Raw genomic sequence first — 16,308 nt, forward strand, 5'->3', positions numbered from 1 at the left:
CTGATAAACACCATTACCAAGTTGGATCGCTAAACAAATTAATCGTCAACTCCTCGTCTTTTGGTGGTACTGAGGTAATACAAGCGCGGATAATATTGCCATCATCTAATTCCACACTGCAAGCATGACACGACCCCATCAAACAACCAGTGGGAATGAATATTCCGGCTCGATCTGCTACATCGAGTAGAGATTCTCCCACTTCGGCATCAATCGTGACATCATCTGGTAAAAAGCGGACGCGGACACTCATAAAACACCACCCTACTGAGACAAAAATGGAGTTAAGTCTAAATGGCGTTCTATTTCCGTGGCAAGGGAGTCTAAAATATTTTCTCGCTCTTCGCGGTAGTTGGCAACGCCTGTAGGTAGAGATTTTAAACCGCGCTGTTGACGCAGGCGATTTAACCAAGCGCGACGCCAGGGACCATTGTCAAAAATGCCGTGGAGATAAGTACCCCAAACTGATTGGCAACTATCTACTAAACCTAAATTAATATCGTCAAATAAAGGTTGAAAAGCTTTGGAATCTGTTGCTGGCATTTCGATGCGCGATCGCCCTTGGTGAATTTCAAAACCATTCACCGGCAAGCCCATTTGCGGAAAATTCGAGGTAACTTGGCGCTGACGGGCGATTTTCTGTCCCGTAATCACAGTTTTAATCGGTAATAAATTCAAACCCTGATATCTGCCAGCTTGTCCTTCTATTCCCTCAGGATCGGCTATCATTTGACCAAGCATTTGATATCCACCGCAAATACCCAAAACTGTTCCACCAGATGCGGCATAATGTTGAATTGCTTCTGCCATACCACTTTTTTGCAAAAATAGCAAGTCAGGAATTGTGGTTTTTGTCCCTGGAAGAATTACGGCATCTGGATGTCCCAAATCTTGCTTAGGGTTTAAGTATTTTATCGAAACTGAGGATTCTGATTCTAAGGGGTCAAAGTCGGTAAAGTTGGCAATTCTTGGTAAGCGAATAACGGCAATGTTAAGCTCGTTACTGGTTTTGTTAGACCGAAGATCCAGTAGATCGAGGGAGTCTTCCGCCGGAAATAGATGTTCTATGTAAGGAATAACACCGACAACGGGAATCCCAGTACGTTCTTCTAACCATTTTATTCCTGGTTCCAAGAGCGATCGCTGTCCCCGAAACTTGTTAATTACTACACCGCGAATTAAAGCGCGTTCGTCAGGTTCTAGTAATTCCAAAGTTCCCACAACATGGGCAAAAGCACCACCCCGGTCAATATCAACTACCAGTAGAGTGGCTGCATTTAAATGTTTCGCTACCCGCATATTTGTCAAGTCGCGGTGCTTAAGATTAATTTCTGCCGGACTACCGGCACCTTCGCAAACCAGCATATCAAACTCTGTTCCTAAATGCTGAAGCGATTCTTCAATTGCTCGCCAACCCAGTTCAAAATATTGCTCGTAGTATTCTGCGGCACCCACTTTGCCTACAGGTTTACCCTTAATAATTACCTGGGAGGTCATATCTCCTTGGGGTTTGAGTAAAATTGGGTTCATTTCCACCCAAGGAACGACTCCCGCAGCCCAAGCTTGCACCGCTTGCGCGTAACCCATTTCACCCCCATTAGCGGTGACATAAGAATTTAAAGCCATATTTTGACCTTTAAAGGGAGCCACTCGCCAGCCACGCCGCGCTAAAATGCGACAAATAGCTGCTGTTATCAGTGATTTCCCTGCGTGGGATGTTGTCCCCACTACCATAATTGATTTCATAAATAATTATTGATTTTTCAAGACAAGGGCTGAATGTGAAAAAAGAGGGGGAAAGGGAAAGGGAAAGGGAAAGGGGAAGAATATGATACATGTATTTAAAGAACTCTTTATTTCCATACCTTTAACCTTTACCCTTTACCCCCTTTCTAAATGGCTATAGTAAAGACTTCATAAAGGGGGATGAGACTTCCGTATATATTGTTCCCTTTGATTCCCTAATGCTAACTCTTTATCTTGAAAATCTAGAAAGGTAGTCTAAAAGTGCGAATTGAAGAGTTATAAAGCCGATCGCGCCATGAAGCAGACCGTTTTGGGTTTTGTTGGAGTTTTTCTACGACTTGCCGACCAAGGGGAGTGAGACGAAAACTATCTGTAATTCCCTGACCATCGACTTCGCGTCGCAATATACCGACTTGAATTAGCCAATCCAAAGCGTTATCACATGTTAATTCTGACAAAGGGCGTTTGGTGTAGCCACTTTTAACACCAGAATCAAGGGCGATCGCACCCACTGGTACACTTTGATGACGCATCGCTACAAATAAACACAGATTGAAGGGAGAACAAACAAGCGATCGCTCGGCTCGTTCTACTGTGCTAGCAGGATAAGGAAAACTATTCTGGCTTTGCAAATCTACCGCAGGCATATTGTATTTGGGTTTTTCACTGAAGATAAAAGAATTTGTCTGTTTTCGCACTAATTATTTTCCAGGCGTCACAGTTTTATTCACTTAATCATTGTAAATTACTGTAAAATTTCAGATGCACCAACAATCAACAAATAGGAAAGGTCAAGTATGCCTCTAGCAGTTGGTACGGATGCACCTGCATTTACCACAAAAGACACTAACGGCAACACCGTTTCTTTATCTGATTTTGCAGGTAAGACGGTAGTTCTCTATTTTTACCCCAAAGATGACACCCCAGGCTGCACCAAACAAGCTTGTAGCTTCCGGGATGCTCAAGCTGATTATCAAGGTAAAAATGTCGTCGTTTTAGGTGTCAGCGCTGATGACGAAGCCTCTCATCAAGCGTTTACCGAAAAATTTAAGCTCAATTTTCCCCTTTTAGCTGACAAAGACAAAAGCCTAATCCAAGCTTACGATGTCGATGGCGGCGGTTATGCCAAGCGCGTCACCTATGTGATTGACCCTAACGGTAAAATCACCCACGTTGATACTGCTGTCAGCACAGCCACCCACGCTAGCGATATATTAACTGCTCTTGGGTTGTAGCCAAAAATCAAAGAAGGTAAAAGGTAAAAGTAGTTTTACCTTTTATCTTTTTTGGTATGTGTTATGTCCGACAAATCATACACATCTTTGGTAAAGACGTTCCGATGGAACGTCTCTACTATGCTTGCGGCATGAAATCGTATCACTTTATCTTTTTTGGTATGTGTTATGTCCGACAAATCATACACATCTTTGGTAAAGACGTTCCGATGGAACGTCTCTACTATGCTTGCGGCATGAAATCGTATCACTTACCCGACTGGGGTGTTATTCCAGATGGTCTAATCACCGGCGGTACACCTACATTTGAGTTGATTGGCTGCTGTTGACCTTGAATTAGCTGTTGTTGTCTTTTTTTAAAATCTAACGCTGCTGTATCCAGCTGTTGATTTTGTTCTCTGGCAAAGTCTGGGTTAGCACTGCCAAAATTAGCGTTATGAATCAACTGAAATAGACTGAAAGGATTTTGTTCAGTGTTATTGATAGATAAGGGATCGGTACTGTTTAGTGGATCGACCTTTTGGGGATCGTTAGCTTGACTTTGAGCCAAGCTGGGTTTAGACATTAGCAAAGAAGTAACGCCAATTCCAGCCACAGTCAGAAGAACCAGTTTGGTCAGCGGTAAAAATGAGATTTTCATGCAGTTTTGCCCCTCCTTTAATATAATTCCACATCAATTATGCTTTGATCTTAAGCAAGAGTTCGGCGCAATTGGGGTTGAATGCTCAATAAAGCGACAACAGCAAAGCCTAACAATATCAGCAAGGATTCACCAAAAGTAACTGCACCCCAAGGAGCCTGCATGACTACACTACCTAGTCCCCAATGACTGTGAAGATAGAGGTAGCGAATTGGTTCGATCGCATAACTCAGAGGATTAAGGGTAGCGACAACTTGCAACCATTTAGGCATAAAGGATAAAGGAGCCAAGGCGGTGCTAGCGAACAATAATGGTAAGTTAGTGACAAAAATTACCGCAATAAGTTCGATATGTCCAGGTAATGCAAAAGCCAAACCGAGGGAAATAGCAGTCACACCCAAAGCCAAGAGAAAGACAATTAAGGCGATCGCACTCAATCCAGCTACATCCGGTAGCCCAGCCCCCAAAAACGCCGCCGCCGTTACAATCACCGCCGCTTGCAGCAAACTTTGGCTGATAATAAAGATTGCCGATGCCAACACTATCGAAAATCGCGAAGCCAAAGGCGCCACGAGTAACCGATTCAAAAAGCCGAATTCTCGGTCAAACATGATCGGCAAACCCGCATTCAGCGCTCCGGCAAAGGCTGTAAAAACAATTACGCCTGCACTCAAAAATTGACCGTAATTTGTGGTATTGCCAAACATACCTTTTGGTGCATTTTGAAATAAAGCACCAAACAGCACCAACCACATCACCGGCTGAATAATTCCGGCAATTAGCGTTGATGGACGACGCTGCAACTGAATAAACAAGCGACGAGTCAAAGCAAGCGTCTCTTGCACCAATTCACCGACAAAATTAGGAGCAGCATCAGCCTTAATTGACGGCGATGCTAGTTGTTGCCAACTTATATCAGATTTAGGAGTAACACTCATATTGGTTGTTAGTGGATGGTTGATAGTGGATAGTTGATAGTGGATGGTTGATAGTGGATGGTTGATAGTGGATGGTTGATGGTTGATGGTTATGTAAAATTACTCTTACCCACTAACCACTAACAGACGCGATTAATCGCGTCTCTACTCCTAACCACTAACCACTAACAACTAACCACCATCCATTCCCTACCTCATATTTTGTTTCTTTTCTGCCTTCGGATCGCGATTTGCTACAGCGGCTAATTCTGCATCCATCAATGTGCGTCCTGTGGCAGCGAGGTAAACATCATCTAAACTAGGGCGAGATTGGGCAATACCAAACATGGGTAAGCCTGCGGAATTCAGCTTTTGTTGGATGGTAATTAAAGCATCATTTTGCTGTGTCACCACCAAATTTAGGGAATTACCCTGTGCGCTGTTGATGATGACTTCTTGGACAAAAGGTAAAGATTGTAAGAGGTTTTTCGCTTCTTCTGCTTCTTCTTGTGGCGAAAATTCGCGGATTCGCAAAGTAATGCGATCGCCCCCTAATTTATCTTTTAACTCTGATGGTGTGCCGGCGGCAATTACAATACCGCGATCGATAATTGCCACGCGATCGGCTAGCGCGTCAATTTCTTCTAAATAATGGCTGGTAATTAATACTGTTGTTCCAGCCGCACGCAACTTCCTTAAAAAATCCCATACCACAAAACGGCTATCTATGTCAAGTCCTACCGTTGGTTCATCTAAAACTAAAACATCTGGTGCATGAAGTAACCCAGCAGCCAAATCTAGACGCTTGCGTAAACCACCAGAATAAGTTCCTGTTTTTTTATCAGCGTATTCTTGCAAACCGAGTAAATCTAATATTGTATTTACCCGCTCCTTGATTATCTTGCGCGGTAAATGATAAAGTGCCGCTTGCAGTTGTAGCAGTTCTCGTCCAGTCAGCACTTTATCTAAAGCAACTTCCTGCGCTACATAGCCTAGCTTTTGTCTGGCAGCTTTCGGATTGTCCAACACAGAAATCCCAGATACTTCAATTTTGCCAGCATCTGGTGTAGTAAGAGTACATAAGGTACGCAAAGTAGTTGTTTTCCCGGCTCCGTTGGGACCGAGTAAACCAAAGATTTCTCCTGGTTCTACCTGAAAGGAGACATCTTTGACGGCTTCAACTGTACCGTAGCGCTTTTGTAGGTTTTGAATTAAAACAGCGGGAGCCATAACAAAAGCTTATCCCTAATTTACAAATCTCAATAAAGTCTAACTACTTTTATTGTAGCTGTGTTTCTGACTGGGGACTAGGGACTGGGGACTAGGGACTGGGGACTGGGGACTGGGGACTGGGGACTGGGGACTGGGGACTGGGGAGTGTACACACAAGTCTGAAATAGTTATGGACACGCCGAAATAAATTCTAAACTCCCAGTCAGCGTCACGCACCGCAAATATGAAAGGTGGATGGAGTTTTTCGGTTGAAGTACCCAAACATCGTGTTGAAGTACCCAAATATCGTGTTGAAGTACCCAAATATCGTTTTGAAGTACCCAAATATCGTTTTGAAGTACCCAAATATCGTTTTGAAGTCCCAAATACGTTTTGAAGTACCCAAATATCGTTTTGAAGTACTCAAATATCGTGTTGAAGTACCCAAATATCGTTTTGAAGTACCCAAATATCGTTTTGAAGTACCCAAATATCGTTTTGACTTCTGTTGCGACTCATCAGTGAGAGGCATGAGAAGGGTTTAATGTCGCCAGTTTCACTACACCGACTAAGACTTTGTTTCGCTCAGTATGACATTTTCGACTTTGCGTAAGTCCTAATTTCCATACCCTTTCCCTTTTCCCTTTAACTTTTTCCCCTCTTCAAATTCCCCATTGTCAATATCTAATTTTTATAAATGTTTACCTATATCTGCTTATAATAGAAGCAAGTAATTACTTGCATTCGTTTTGTGGAGAATTTTGGATCGAAGACAGCCCAAACTCGTGCGCGGTTAATTAAAGCAGCTACTGAGGTATTTGCCAATGAAGGTTTATCTGGAGCGACAACTCGTGAGATTGCGCGTGTAGCAAAAGTAAACGAAGTAACTTTGTTTCGCCATTTTCAAAACAAAGAGCAACTACTAGCAGCCGTAATCCAGCAAATGATAGCTTTACAGGCTGAAGCCTTAGCCAATGAGGAGGAATGGACTCAGGATCTACTCATCGATTTAAGACATTATGCAACATTATTCAACCAGATGTTGGAGGAACATGAAGGTTTAATTCGGACATTTATTGGAGAAGCTAAACGACATCCTCATGCTGCTTGCCAAATATTACATGATGCTGGAGAATCGCTGGATAAAAAGTTAATTGCATACTTGCGGAAAAATCAAATAAACGGCACAGTACGTCCAGAGATAGATGCAGAAATAGCAGTAGATATGTTTACAGGTATGCTGCTTTCGGGTATGCTGCGTCGCACTGCAACCCCAACGACAGTAACTTATAGCCGTGAATCCTACATTGATGCTTGCGTTGATTTATTTGTCCGTGGTATTAGCACTACGCCTATAAATACAGATAATTTATCTCTCAAAAAATGAAGTGGCATTGATCCAACTTTTTTGTATATACCAAATATCAAATTGATAAAAGACACATCCAGCCAAGTTACGTAGATAAATGGCAGAAAAATCATTTCAATACGTATTTTTTAGCTAAAACCAGGTTGCCCAAGTATAAGTAAAAGAAGAGAAAACAACGATGCCTCATTCTAATTTATCTGAGTCTTCTGTACCCCTAGAAACAGAACAGGTTGCTGTTAATGATGACCGTCAGTCTAAACAAGAGTCCATAGCACAAGAGCAACTTTTGCAGCCACGTAAAAAGCGAAATTGGCTGGTGATATTGGGAATTATGCTTATAATGATTGGAGGTGTAGGTTTTGGTTGGCGCTGGTTGCACCGAGGAGAGAATGCAGGCTCAGGTGTTGGGGCAACGGCTGCTAAACCTCCGGCAATTCCTGTCAAGCTAGCTACTGTAGAGACGGCAACTATAAGACAAACTTCAGAATTTATTGGCTTTTTAGAGGCTGGAGGCTCAGTAACATTAAAGCCAGAAATTGAAGGGCGAGTAAGTCAGATTTTAGTGAAAGAAGGCGATCGCGTCAGAGATGGGCAAGTAATAGTTCGCCTGCAAAGCGACGATGCGGAAGCTCAACTACTACAAGCAAAAGGAACACTAGAACAATCCAACGCACGTCTTGCCCAGCTAAAAGCGGGTACGCGCAAAGAAGAAATTGCCCAAGCCAGAGCCAGGTTAGATCAAGCACAAGCTCGTCTCGCAGATGCCCAAGCCGGAGCGCAACCAGAAGAAATTGCTCAAGCTCAAGCGCAAATTGAAGCAGCTCAAGCCGATCTTGTCTTGGCACAGTCAAGAGGCAAGCGATATCAACAATTAAGAACAGAGGGTGCGGTTTCTCAAGATCAGCTAGAAGGATATCTGCAAGAACAAAGAAGTGCTGAAGCTAGAATGCAAGAGGCTAAAAGAAGGCTAGAGCAACTTCGTAAAAGTAGAAGCTCTAATATGAGCCAGTTAAGCGCTGCCGTTGAACAAGAAAAACAAAATTTAACGCAGTTAGAGAACGGACCGCGCACTGAAGAAATTGCCCAAGCGCGATCGCAAGTTACTCAAGGGGTAGGACAAGTCCAAGCAGCACAAGCCCAACTGCAATATACAAGAGTTCTCGCTCCTTTCACTGGCGTTGTTGGTGATATCCCGGTGAAAGTGGGAGACTATGTAGCCAAAGGAGACGAACTGACCACACTGACCAAAAACGACTCTCTGGAACTGAATATAAACGTTCCTCTCAACCAAGCCAAACAATTGCGCTTGGGATTACTAGTGCAAATGCTCGATATCCAAGGCAAACCAACAGCAGGCGGTAGAATAAGCTTTATCTCTCCAAATGCTAGTGCAAATTCGCAGACAGTTTTAGTTAAAGCGACTTTTGGCAATGCCGGTGGACCATTGCTCAATCGTCAGTCAGTGCCAACCAGAGTCATCTGGGATCAGCGCCCAGGAATTTTAATTCCAGTTACAGCAGTCTCTCCTATAGGTGGAGAGACTTTTGTTTTTGTGGCTCAAGCGGCGGAAAATCCCAAAGCGGGAATGCCGACTTTAGTAGCTAAACAAAAACCCGTGAAGCTAGGAGCAATTGAAGGAAATAATTATCAAGTTGTTGAAGGATTGAAGCCTGGTGAAAAAATCATTGTTTCCGGCATTCTCAACTTAACTGATGGCGCTGCTATCAAGCCTGAAGAAGCCAGCAATCAGAATCCCTAACATGGCTAATAATTGACATCCTCCCACCGCTGTAACGGTACTCCGTTACAGCGGGGGATTCCAAGAATCACTTCTTGGGTTTCCTCTTTCCACGACTCGGCTTACCCGGAGGAGTTTCCCCACCCGCGCAGAGGTCGATGTCTCCAGAAGCGATTAACGTTCCCGTGTGCCCCACGGTACGGAGTCCTCTCTCAAGTATGTTTCGTGCAGCGTTCCAATCTCTATCTTGGGTATGCCCACAATGATGACAAGTATGCGTCCTAGTACTCAAAGACTTCTTGACGACTTTCCCACAATTGGAACAATCCTGGGATGTGTAGTGGGGTGGAACGGCAACCGTGACCACGCCAAACACTTTCCCGAAGTACTCAACCCATTCCCGGAATTGAGTCCACGCTGCATCAGATATCGATTTGGCGAGATGTCTATTCCTCACCATCGAGCGCACCTTCAAGTCCTCATACGCCACGAGGTCGTTAGACATCACTACGCACCTTGCCGTCTTCACAGCAAAGTCTTTACGCTGGCGACTTACCTTAAGATGCTTGCGAGCAAGTTTGTTTCTAAACTTCGATCTGTTTTTAGAACCCTTCTTAGTCTTGGACAAACGACGTTGCAATCGTTTCAAAGACTTTTCAGACTTGCGGAGATGACGGGGATTGGCAACTTGAAGCCCGTCAGAGTCAGTGTAGAAGTGGTTCAATCCAACATCAATACCGACATTATGAGCAGTTGCTTCCCGCTTCTCCAGACGTTCCTGGTCAATGCAAAACTGTACGTAGTACCCATCTGCTCGGCGAACAACTCGGACACGTTTAAACTGCTTCAACTGATAGAAATGCAAATCGCGGGTTCCCCACATCTTGAAGGTTCCCGCCTCAAACCCATCAGAAAAGGTGATGCACCGTCTATCAAGAGAAAGTCGCCAGCCACTGGTTTTGTATTCAACACTGCCGTGTGTCTGTTCTTTCTTGAAGCGTGGGTATCCTTTCTTACCTGGTTTTGCTTTCTTGCAGTTGTCGTAGAAACGAGATATTGCTGCCCAAGCTCGTTCAGCACTAGCCTGACGAGCCATAGAATTGAGGTTCTTGGCAAACTTGAACTCAGACGCAAGTACTGCACAATATGCGCTCAAATCGTACTTATCAATGTCTTTATTGTCCATCCAATATCTGAGGCAACTGTTGCGGACAAAACGAGCAGTACGGATAGCTTCATCCAGCTTTCCATACTGCTCGTTCGTTCCTTGCAGTTTTGCCTCGAATACCAGCATTCTTACGCTCAAATTTATAGCGTAATCATAGCACAGAGATTGTTAAAACCGCCACTGTTCTGCTCCCCCGCTTTGCATCGGTCGAAGAACGTGGCGGTTTTAACCCTCGATTCATCTCACCGCCAAATCAAAGATTATGGCGGGAGCCTTCTCTCGGAATTAGGTAAACCGCTCACTACGAACAAGGAGTACATTTTATGTTTAATTACGCCCGCTTACTTCGCAATTAGCGAGTAATTCCCAATGCCCAATGACGCCAGATGCCCAATGACGCCAGATGCCTCTCCTGTCGGAGACGCTACGCGAACAACCGAGGGGACCTCCCTTCTCCTTCGGAGACGCTCCGCGAACGGGTGACGCTCCTGCGTCGCTACCGCTGCGCTAACGCCACTTCGACGGGACGGTACAGGCAACCGCCGAGTGGACTCACCGCACGGCACTGGCTCCCCCATGCCCTCCTTTGCCCAATTCCTAATATTACAAAACAATGTTTGTTGATTTTTTTATTAAGCGACCAGTCTTTGCTACGGTCTGCGCTATCGTTATCCTTTTGTTGGGATTAATTAGTATTCCGACACTGCCGATCGCTCGTTTTCCAGAAATTAGTCCTAACCAAATCAGCGTTACCGCCAACTATAGTGGAGCCAGTGCGGAAGTCGTCGAAAGTGGCGTAACAAATATCTTAGAAAGGCAAATCAACGGCGTTGAGGGTCTAAGATATATGACTTCCAGCAGCAGTAATGATGGCACCAGTACAATTACAGCCACCTTTGAAGCATCACGGGATAAAGATATTGCTGCTGTCGATGTTCAAAATCGTGTTTCTGTCGCCCAACCGCAACTACCAGATAACGTACAGCGCACGGGAGTTAGAGTATCAAAGCAATCTAGCAACGTTCTCTTAGCATTTGGTTTATATACCGATAACAATGAGTACGACAATATCTTTTTAAGCAATTATGCTGACCTTTATGTGTCAGACGCCATAAAAAGAGTCAAAGGCGTTGGTGAAGTGCGAATTTTTGGCGAACGTCGCTACGCAATGCGATTGTGGTTAAACCCAAATCAACTTGCTAGTCGGGGGCTAACGACTCAGGATGTCATCAACGCGCTCTCTGAACAAAACTTGCAAGTCGGTGCTGGGAGAATTGGACAAGAACCAGCCCCAAAGGGACAAGAGTATCAAATTGACGTGCGTGCTACCAGCAGATTGACAGATACCTCTGAATTTCAAGAACTTGTCTTGAAAACTGAGGATGATGGCACTTTAGTCAAGCTCAAAGACGTCGGTAGGGCAGAATTAGGAGCAGAAAATTATAACACATTTTTGCGATTTCGCGGCAAAGATGCTGTTGGCTTAGGTATTTATCAGGTTCCTGGTAGTAATGCCTTGGATGTTGCTAAAGGCGTGAAAGCAGAAATGAAACGATTGGCTGTTAGTTTTCCGCCTGGGTTGAAATATCAGATAGGTTTTGACACGACATCATTTGTGGAAGAGTCTTTGGCAGAAGTTGTCAAGACTTTGATTGAAGCGGTAGTGCTGGTTATTATTGTTATTTTTGTTTTTTTGCAGGACTGGCGCACTACTTTAATTCCAACGCTGACGATTCCTCTAGCTTTGATTGGGCCATTTATTTTCCTCAGAGCTTTTAACTTTTCGATTAACAGTTTGACTTTGTTTGGTTTGACTTTAGGATCGGGGATGGTAGTAGACGATGCGATCGTTGTGGTTGAGCAAATCAGCCGCTTTATTCAAGATAAAGGAATTAACCCCCGCCAAGCTGCCAGTGAATCAATGGCTGAACTTTTTGGAGCAGTTATTGCTACTTCACTAGTATTGATGGCGGTGTTTGTGCCGGTGGCGTTTTTTCCGGGAACAACCGGAGCGCTTTATCGGCAATTTGCGGTAACGATCGCCTTTTCGATTTTAATTTCCACATTTCTGGCTTTGACGCTGACACCTTCTTTGTGTGCATTGTTACTGCGTCCAGGTCAACAAGCTTCCGGCTGGCTTGGTTGGATTTTTAACCAAATTAATCGCTTTTTAGACTGGGTAACGCGGGGTTACAAGCGATCGCTTACCTTTTTAACAGGCATTAAAAGCATCGTTATTGGGCTGTTTATCGTCTCCTTAGGGATGACTGCTTGGCTTTACACAACAGTACCTACAGCCTTTCTACCTGAAGAAGACCAAGGCTATTTCCTGACAATTATCCAAGGACCTCAAGGAGTTTCGCTGCAATACACCAGCGAAGTCATGGCAAAGGTAGAAAAAGAAATTTTACCACTTCCTGAAGTTCTAGGAACTTTTGCTGTGGGAGGCTTTGGTTTTAGCGGTAGCACTGCCAATAGTGGCATCATATTTACAACTTTAAAACCTTGGGACGAGCGCTCGAAACCCGATCAATCAGTCCAGGGAATTTTGGGTAAGTTGCGTGGGAAATTATCCACAATTCCAGAAGCGCGAATTTTGCCTGTGAATCCACCTGCTATTCAAGGTTTGGGTAACTTTGGCGGCTTTGCATATCAACTTCAAGACCGCAGAGGTAACACTGAGTTACAAGATTTAGTTAAATCAATGGGACAGTTACTCGGTCGCGCCAATCAGACACAAGGATTACAAGCTGTATTTAGTACTTTTGCCGCCAACACACCACAATTGCTAGTTGAAGTAGACCGCAACAAAGCTAAAACATTGCAGGTCTCTATAGATGATATTTTCAGCACCTTGCAAACTGCTTTGGGGTCACAATACGTAAATGATTTCAATCTCCAACGGCGCAATTACCGAGTGTATGTCCAAGCCGACCAACAATTTCGCTCTAATCCAAAAGATATCGAACAACTGTATGTTCGTTCTCAAAAAAATGAAATGATTTCTTTAGGTAACTTAGTTAAAGTTACTCCGACTGTGGGAGCGCAAACAATTAATCATTACAATTTGTTCCGATCAATTGAAATTAACGGTGCTCCTGCTCCCGGTTTTAGTTCTGGAGATGCTATTAACAAAATGGAACAGTTATCTAAAGAAGTTTTACCAGCAAGTTATGGCTATGAATGGTCAGGAACTGCTTTAGAAGAAATCGAATCTGGTAATTTAGCACCGATTATCTTTGGTTTAGGACTTGTCTTTGTCTTTTTAGTTCTAGCGGCTCAATATGAAAACTATATTGACCCAATCATTATTCTGCTTTCGGTTCCATTGGCGATTTTTGGCGCACTTATCGCTCAATCAATGCGCGGTTTTTCTAATGATGTTTACTGTCAAATTGGTCTAGTAATGTTGATTGGTTTGGCTAGTAAAAATGCTATTTTGATTGTGGAATTTGCCAACCAATTGCGAGAACAAGGTATGTCGATTACGAAAGCGACAATTGAAGCTTCTCAAGAGCGGTTGCGTCCAATTTTGATGACGGGATTTTCTACTTTGTTGGGGATTTTTCCCTTGACTACTGCCACAGGTGCAGGTGCGGGAAGTCGTCAATCTTTAGGAACAGCCGTGTTTGGCGGTATGTTGATTGCTACTTTTCTAAGTTTGTTTGTGGTTCCAATTTTGTACATCGTGATTAAAATCACAACCGAGCGTTTTACTAATCCTAATCGACGGCATCAACTGCAAACAGATACAGCTGTAGTCGAAAGAGAAACTGTTTCCCATTCGACAAAAACAAAGAATTAATATAGCGATTTTGGGTTTTCTAAGGTACAGGCTATGACCTCACCCCGATAAAGCGAAGCTTTATCGGGGTGAGGTTTTCAATGGTTATTGTATAGAACATCATTCAATTTGAAGTTGGGGCATCAGTTGGAGAGTGCCAATACCTAACTCTTTCGGGGAAAGCGATCGCGCTTCAAATAAAGCCATCATATCTCGCAACTGCGGATTTCCGCGAGAAGCTCCTGTCAGTCCTTTGGCAATAATCAAGCCACAAAAGCCCTGAGTATTTTTACACCGTTGATTCCATTTTTTACGTGCTTCTACATGAATCGGGTCATCATCCAAAAACTCACCAAACAGAAATAATTCGCCGTTATTAGTTTGTAATAAACCCAAATCATAGCGATCGCCATCAAAAGGATCGGCACCGGGATTAAAACAAATTGCTTTGAGTTCCCCAGCAGTTTCAATACTTTCAATTACAATCTTCGCCTTAGGACGAGAAGTTTGAATTAAAACCACAGGCAATCCATCACCTACTTGTTGAATTTCCCCTGCTTGATGATATGTTACACCGTTGCGTAAATACTCCAACATTTCCCAAGACACCACACCCAAACTGAGAAAAGAATCTTCCGGTATCAAATCATCTCGCAATGAACGCAACATCGGGTTGCCAAAATCCCCCTCCTCTTGGCTATTAAAGCCTGCCATTTCCTCTAATTCAGCTGCTAACTGCGGCATCGTAGAAACGTTGATATTTACTGATTTAATTAATTCATCCGATGGCACTGTAATGCGATAGCGACGGCTTAGGGAAAGGAAAGTTTCTTCTTGAAGCTGGTGCCGATGATCGCGGATAAAGCGAGAGAAGCTTTCTAGAGCCACCAAGACTACGATCGCTTCTTCCTCATACAAAACAGACCGCAGTCCTTCTAAAGGGTGAATATTGCCGAATGTAGGGTCAATTTCCGATAAGGGCAAATCTGCAAGATCGTCAACATCATCCTCATCCTCATCCTCATCCTCATCTTCATCCTCATCAATGGCGTTGCTACGCTCAAAGGTGAGAAACAGACAATCTTGTTTGAGAAAAGCTTCTTCTAAACGCTCTTGCGATTCATCATCTCTTAAAACGGTGGCGCGAAATCGCTTGAGAGAATCTTCTGAGCGATAAAATAAAATTCCATACTCCATGCCCAGCATTCCCATCACTGAGGCATAAAGCGTACCAACATCCCACTTATTAATTTCTATTGATAAGATTTGTTGTTCTTCTAAAAATTCCCAAGGAGCAATTCTCCATATTGCCAATGCTTGATCGCGGAGGGTTGACGCATACTGTGGAGGTAATTCGGGGACTTGACTATCAATAATTTCCGCAAATCCGCGAAACAGTTCATCAATTAAATGCAATTCGGGTACGTAATCAATGGCAATATCCAAATCTTGCAGTACCCCGCGCAGGTAAAATTGGATCTCGCGATCCCTAACAACTATTCTTTGGGGACGAGCTGGTTTAGCCGGACTGTGGGGATGCTCCATTGCTCGCATGAGAGTGCGAACGATCGCCTCTGGACCAGTATCGGGATCGACAACATCCATCCCACGCACAATTCCTTGGGAGCCATCCACCCAAAGTATGCATTCTCCTTTTCCCTCCGAGTCATCTCTACTTGGTGATGACATCGGACGGCGATCGCCCTCCCATACAGAAGGAATTTGAATTAATTTCTGCAAACGACGACTGGTAGAGCGATTAAAACTTGTCATAAAGTAAAGAAGGTCAAAACAAGCAATGTGCAAGTAAACTTAAGGAAAATGGCGAGCGTTAACACTCAAATTAATTAACATTCGCTGCACCTCAAGAGGGGTTGGGCTGCTGGCTACCACCACGAAGAATAAAAAACACCGAAATACAAACACCGAGTCTCTCAATTCTAGAATAAAAATCTTTGGCTGCTTTTTGCGGCTTTTGAAGGAGTATTTACAATTTGGTACTCTGGGACATCAATGCCGCTAGAATAAATACAAAAATAGCAAGGTTATGACCTCGGCGTGAGAGCTTGGGGTTTCAACTTACAGACTTGCCCAGACAAAGTTCTGGTTATACCATATAAAGGAGTTGAACAGATGACACAAGCACAAGTATCTCAACGGGGAATTCAACTGAGTGAAGCCGCATTGCGACAAGTGAAAAGGTTGCAAGATAGTCAAGGTACAGACCTCTGCCTGCGGGTAGGAGTGCGTCAAGGTGGCTGTTCTGGCATGTCTTACATGATGGATTTTGAAGATGCCAGTAAAATCACCCCCCAAGATGAAATGTTTGATTATGATGGCTTTAAAATTGTTTGCGATCGCAAAAGCTTATTATATCTTTATGGCTTAATGCTTGATTATAGCGATGCCATGATCGGCGGTGGTTTCCAATTTACTAACCCCAATGCCAATCAAACCTGCGGTTGCGGTAAGTCTTTTGGTGTTTAGTCAAGAGTCAAG

At 43.7% G+C, this 16,308-nt stretch carries 13 protein-coding genes; 5 read left to right on the forward strand and 8 right to left on the reverse strand.

Annotated elements, in window-relative coordinates; genetic code table 11:
- Window positions 1-13 precede the first annotated feature (13 nt).
- The 3 genes from TOL9009_RS0130460 to TOL9009_RS0130470 all read right to left on the reverse strand — a co-directional run bounded on the left by TOL9009_RS0130460 (window position 14) and on the right by TOL9009_RS0130470 (window position 2,393).
- The gene (locus TOL9009_RS0130460) at window positions 14-253 is read right to left on the reverse strand and encodes a 2Fe-2S iron-sulfur cluster-binding protein (RefSeq protein ID WP_029637211.1); all 240 of its coding nucleotides are present in this window, start codon (window positions 251-253) and stop codon (window positions 14-16) included.
- Between the two features lie 11 nt (window positions 254-264).
- Window positions 265-1,746: a cobyric acid synthase CobQ gene (cobQ, locus tag TOL9009_RS0130465; protein WP_029637212.1), complete on the reverse strand. Its 1,482-nt coding sequence runs from the start codon at window positions 1,744-1,746 to the stop codon at window positions 265-267.
- Between the two features lie 242 nt (window positions 1,747-1,988).
- Window positions 1,989-2,393, reverse strand: a complete 405-nt coding sequence (locus tag TOL9009_RS0130470; protein ID WP_029637213.1) for an Npun_F0494 family protein — start codon at window positions 2,391-2,393, stop codon at window positions 1,989-1,991.
- A 150-nt stretch (window positions 2,394-2,543) separates the two neighbouring features.
- Between TOL9009_RS0130470 and TOL9009_RS0130475 the strand changes: the two genes are divergently transcribed.
- The gene (locus TOL9009_RS0130475) at window positions 2,544-2,981 is read left to right on the forward strand and encodes a peroxiredoxin (protein WP_029637214.1); all 438 of its coding nucleotides are present in this window, start codon (window positions 2,544-2,546) and stop codon (window positions 2,979-2,981) included.
- Between the two features lie 247 nt (window positions 2,982-3,228).
- Here TOL9009_RS0130475 and TOL9009_RS0130480 read toward each other — a convergent pair whose 3' ends face one another.
- The 3 genes from TOL9009_RS0130480 to TOL9009_RS0130490 form a co-directional block, all read right to left on the reverse strand.
- Window positions 3,229-3,621 carry a hypothetical protein gene (locus TOL9009_RS0130480; RefSeq protein ID WP_029637215.1) on the reverse strand — a complete coding sequence of 131 codons (393 nt, stop codon included), beginning with the start codon at window positions 3,619-3,621 and terminating at the stop codon, window positions 3,229-3,231.
- 50 nt (window positions 3,622-3,671) lie between these two features.
- Window positions 3,672-4,559, reverse strand: coding sequence for an ABC transporter permease (locus TOL9009_RS0130485; RefSeq protein ID WP_029637216.1), 888 nt, complete (start codon window positions 4,557-4,559; stop codon window positions 3,672-3,674).
- Window positions 4,560-4,748: 189 nt separating this feature from the next.
- Window positions 4,749-5,768 (reverse strand): daunorubicin resistance protein DrrA family ABC transporter ATP-binding protein, encoded by a 1,020-nt coding sequence (locus TOL9009_RS0130490; RefSeq protein ID WP_029637217.1) that lies wholly within the window; start codon window positions 5,766-5,768, stop codon window positions 4,749-4,751.
- 733 nt (window positions 5,769-6,501) lie between these two features.
- Between TOL9009_RS0130490 and TOL9009_RS0130500 the strand changes: the two genes are divergently transcribed.
- Both TOL9009_RS0130500 and TOL9009_RS0130505 read left to right on the forward strand, forming a co-directional pair.
- Entirely contained in the window at window positions 6,502-7,137 is a 636-nt protein-coding gene (locus TOL9009_RS0130500; protein WP_029637218.1) for a TetR/AcrR family transcriptional regulator, read from the forward strand.
- Between the two features lie 160 nt (window positions 7,138-7,297).
- Window positions 7,298-8,878: an efflux RND transporter periplasmic adaptor subunit gene (locus TOL9009_RS0130505; protein ID WP_029637219.1), complete on the forward strand. Its 1,581-nt coding sequence runs from the start codon at window positions 7,298-7,300 to the stop codon at window positions 8,876-8,878.
- 67 nt (window positions 8,879-8,945) lie between these two features.
- Here the strand turns inward: TOL9009_RS0130505 and TOL9009_RS0130510 are convergent, their stop codons facing one another.
- The gene (locus tag TOL9009_RS0130510) at window positions 8,946-10,151 is read right to left on the reverse strand and encodes an RNA-guided endonuclease InsQ/TnpB family protein (protein WP_029637220.1); all 1,206 of its coding nucleotides are present in this window, start codon (window positions 10,149-10,151) and stop codon (window positions 8,946-8,948) included.
- Between the two features lie 487 nt (window positions 10,152-10,638).
- Here TOL9009_RS0130510 and TOL9009_RS0130515 point away from each other — a divergent pair, with 487 nt between their 5' ends.
- Window positions 10,639-13,830, forward strand: coding sequence for an efflux RND transporter permease subunit (locus TOL9009_RS0130515; RefSeq protein WP_029637221.1), 3,192 nt, complete (start codon window positions 10,639-10,641; stop codon window positions 13,828-13,830).
- Window positions 13,831-13,929: 99 nt separating this feature from the next.
- On the opposite strand, the gene TOL9009_RS0130520 is transcribed toward TOL9009_RS0130515, so the two are convergent.
- A complete protein-coding gene (locus TOL9009_RS0130520) occupies window positions 13,930-15,582 on the reverse strand; it encodes a DUF6930 domain-containing protein (RefSeq protein WP_029637222.1) in 1,653 nt (550 codons plus the stop codon).
- Between the two features lie 360 nt (window positions 15,583-15,942).
- Here TOL9009_RS0130520 and TOL9009_RS0130525 point away from each other — a divergent pair, with 360 nt between their 5' ends.
- Window positions 15,943-16,296, forward strand: a complete 354-nt coding sequence (locus TOL9009_RS0130525; protein ID WP_029637223.1) for an iron-sulfur cluster assembly accessory protein — start codon at window positions 15,943-15,945, stop codon at window positions 16,294-16,296.
- The last annotated feature ends 12 nt before the right edge of the window (window positions 16,297-16,308 follow it).

Origin of the sequence: [Scytonema hofmanni] UTEX 2349, assembly GCF_000582685.1 — a bacterium.
GTDB lineage: Bacteria > Cyanobacteriota > Cyanobacteriia > Cyanobacteriales > Nostocaceae > Hassallia > Hassallia hofmanni.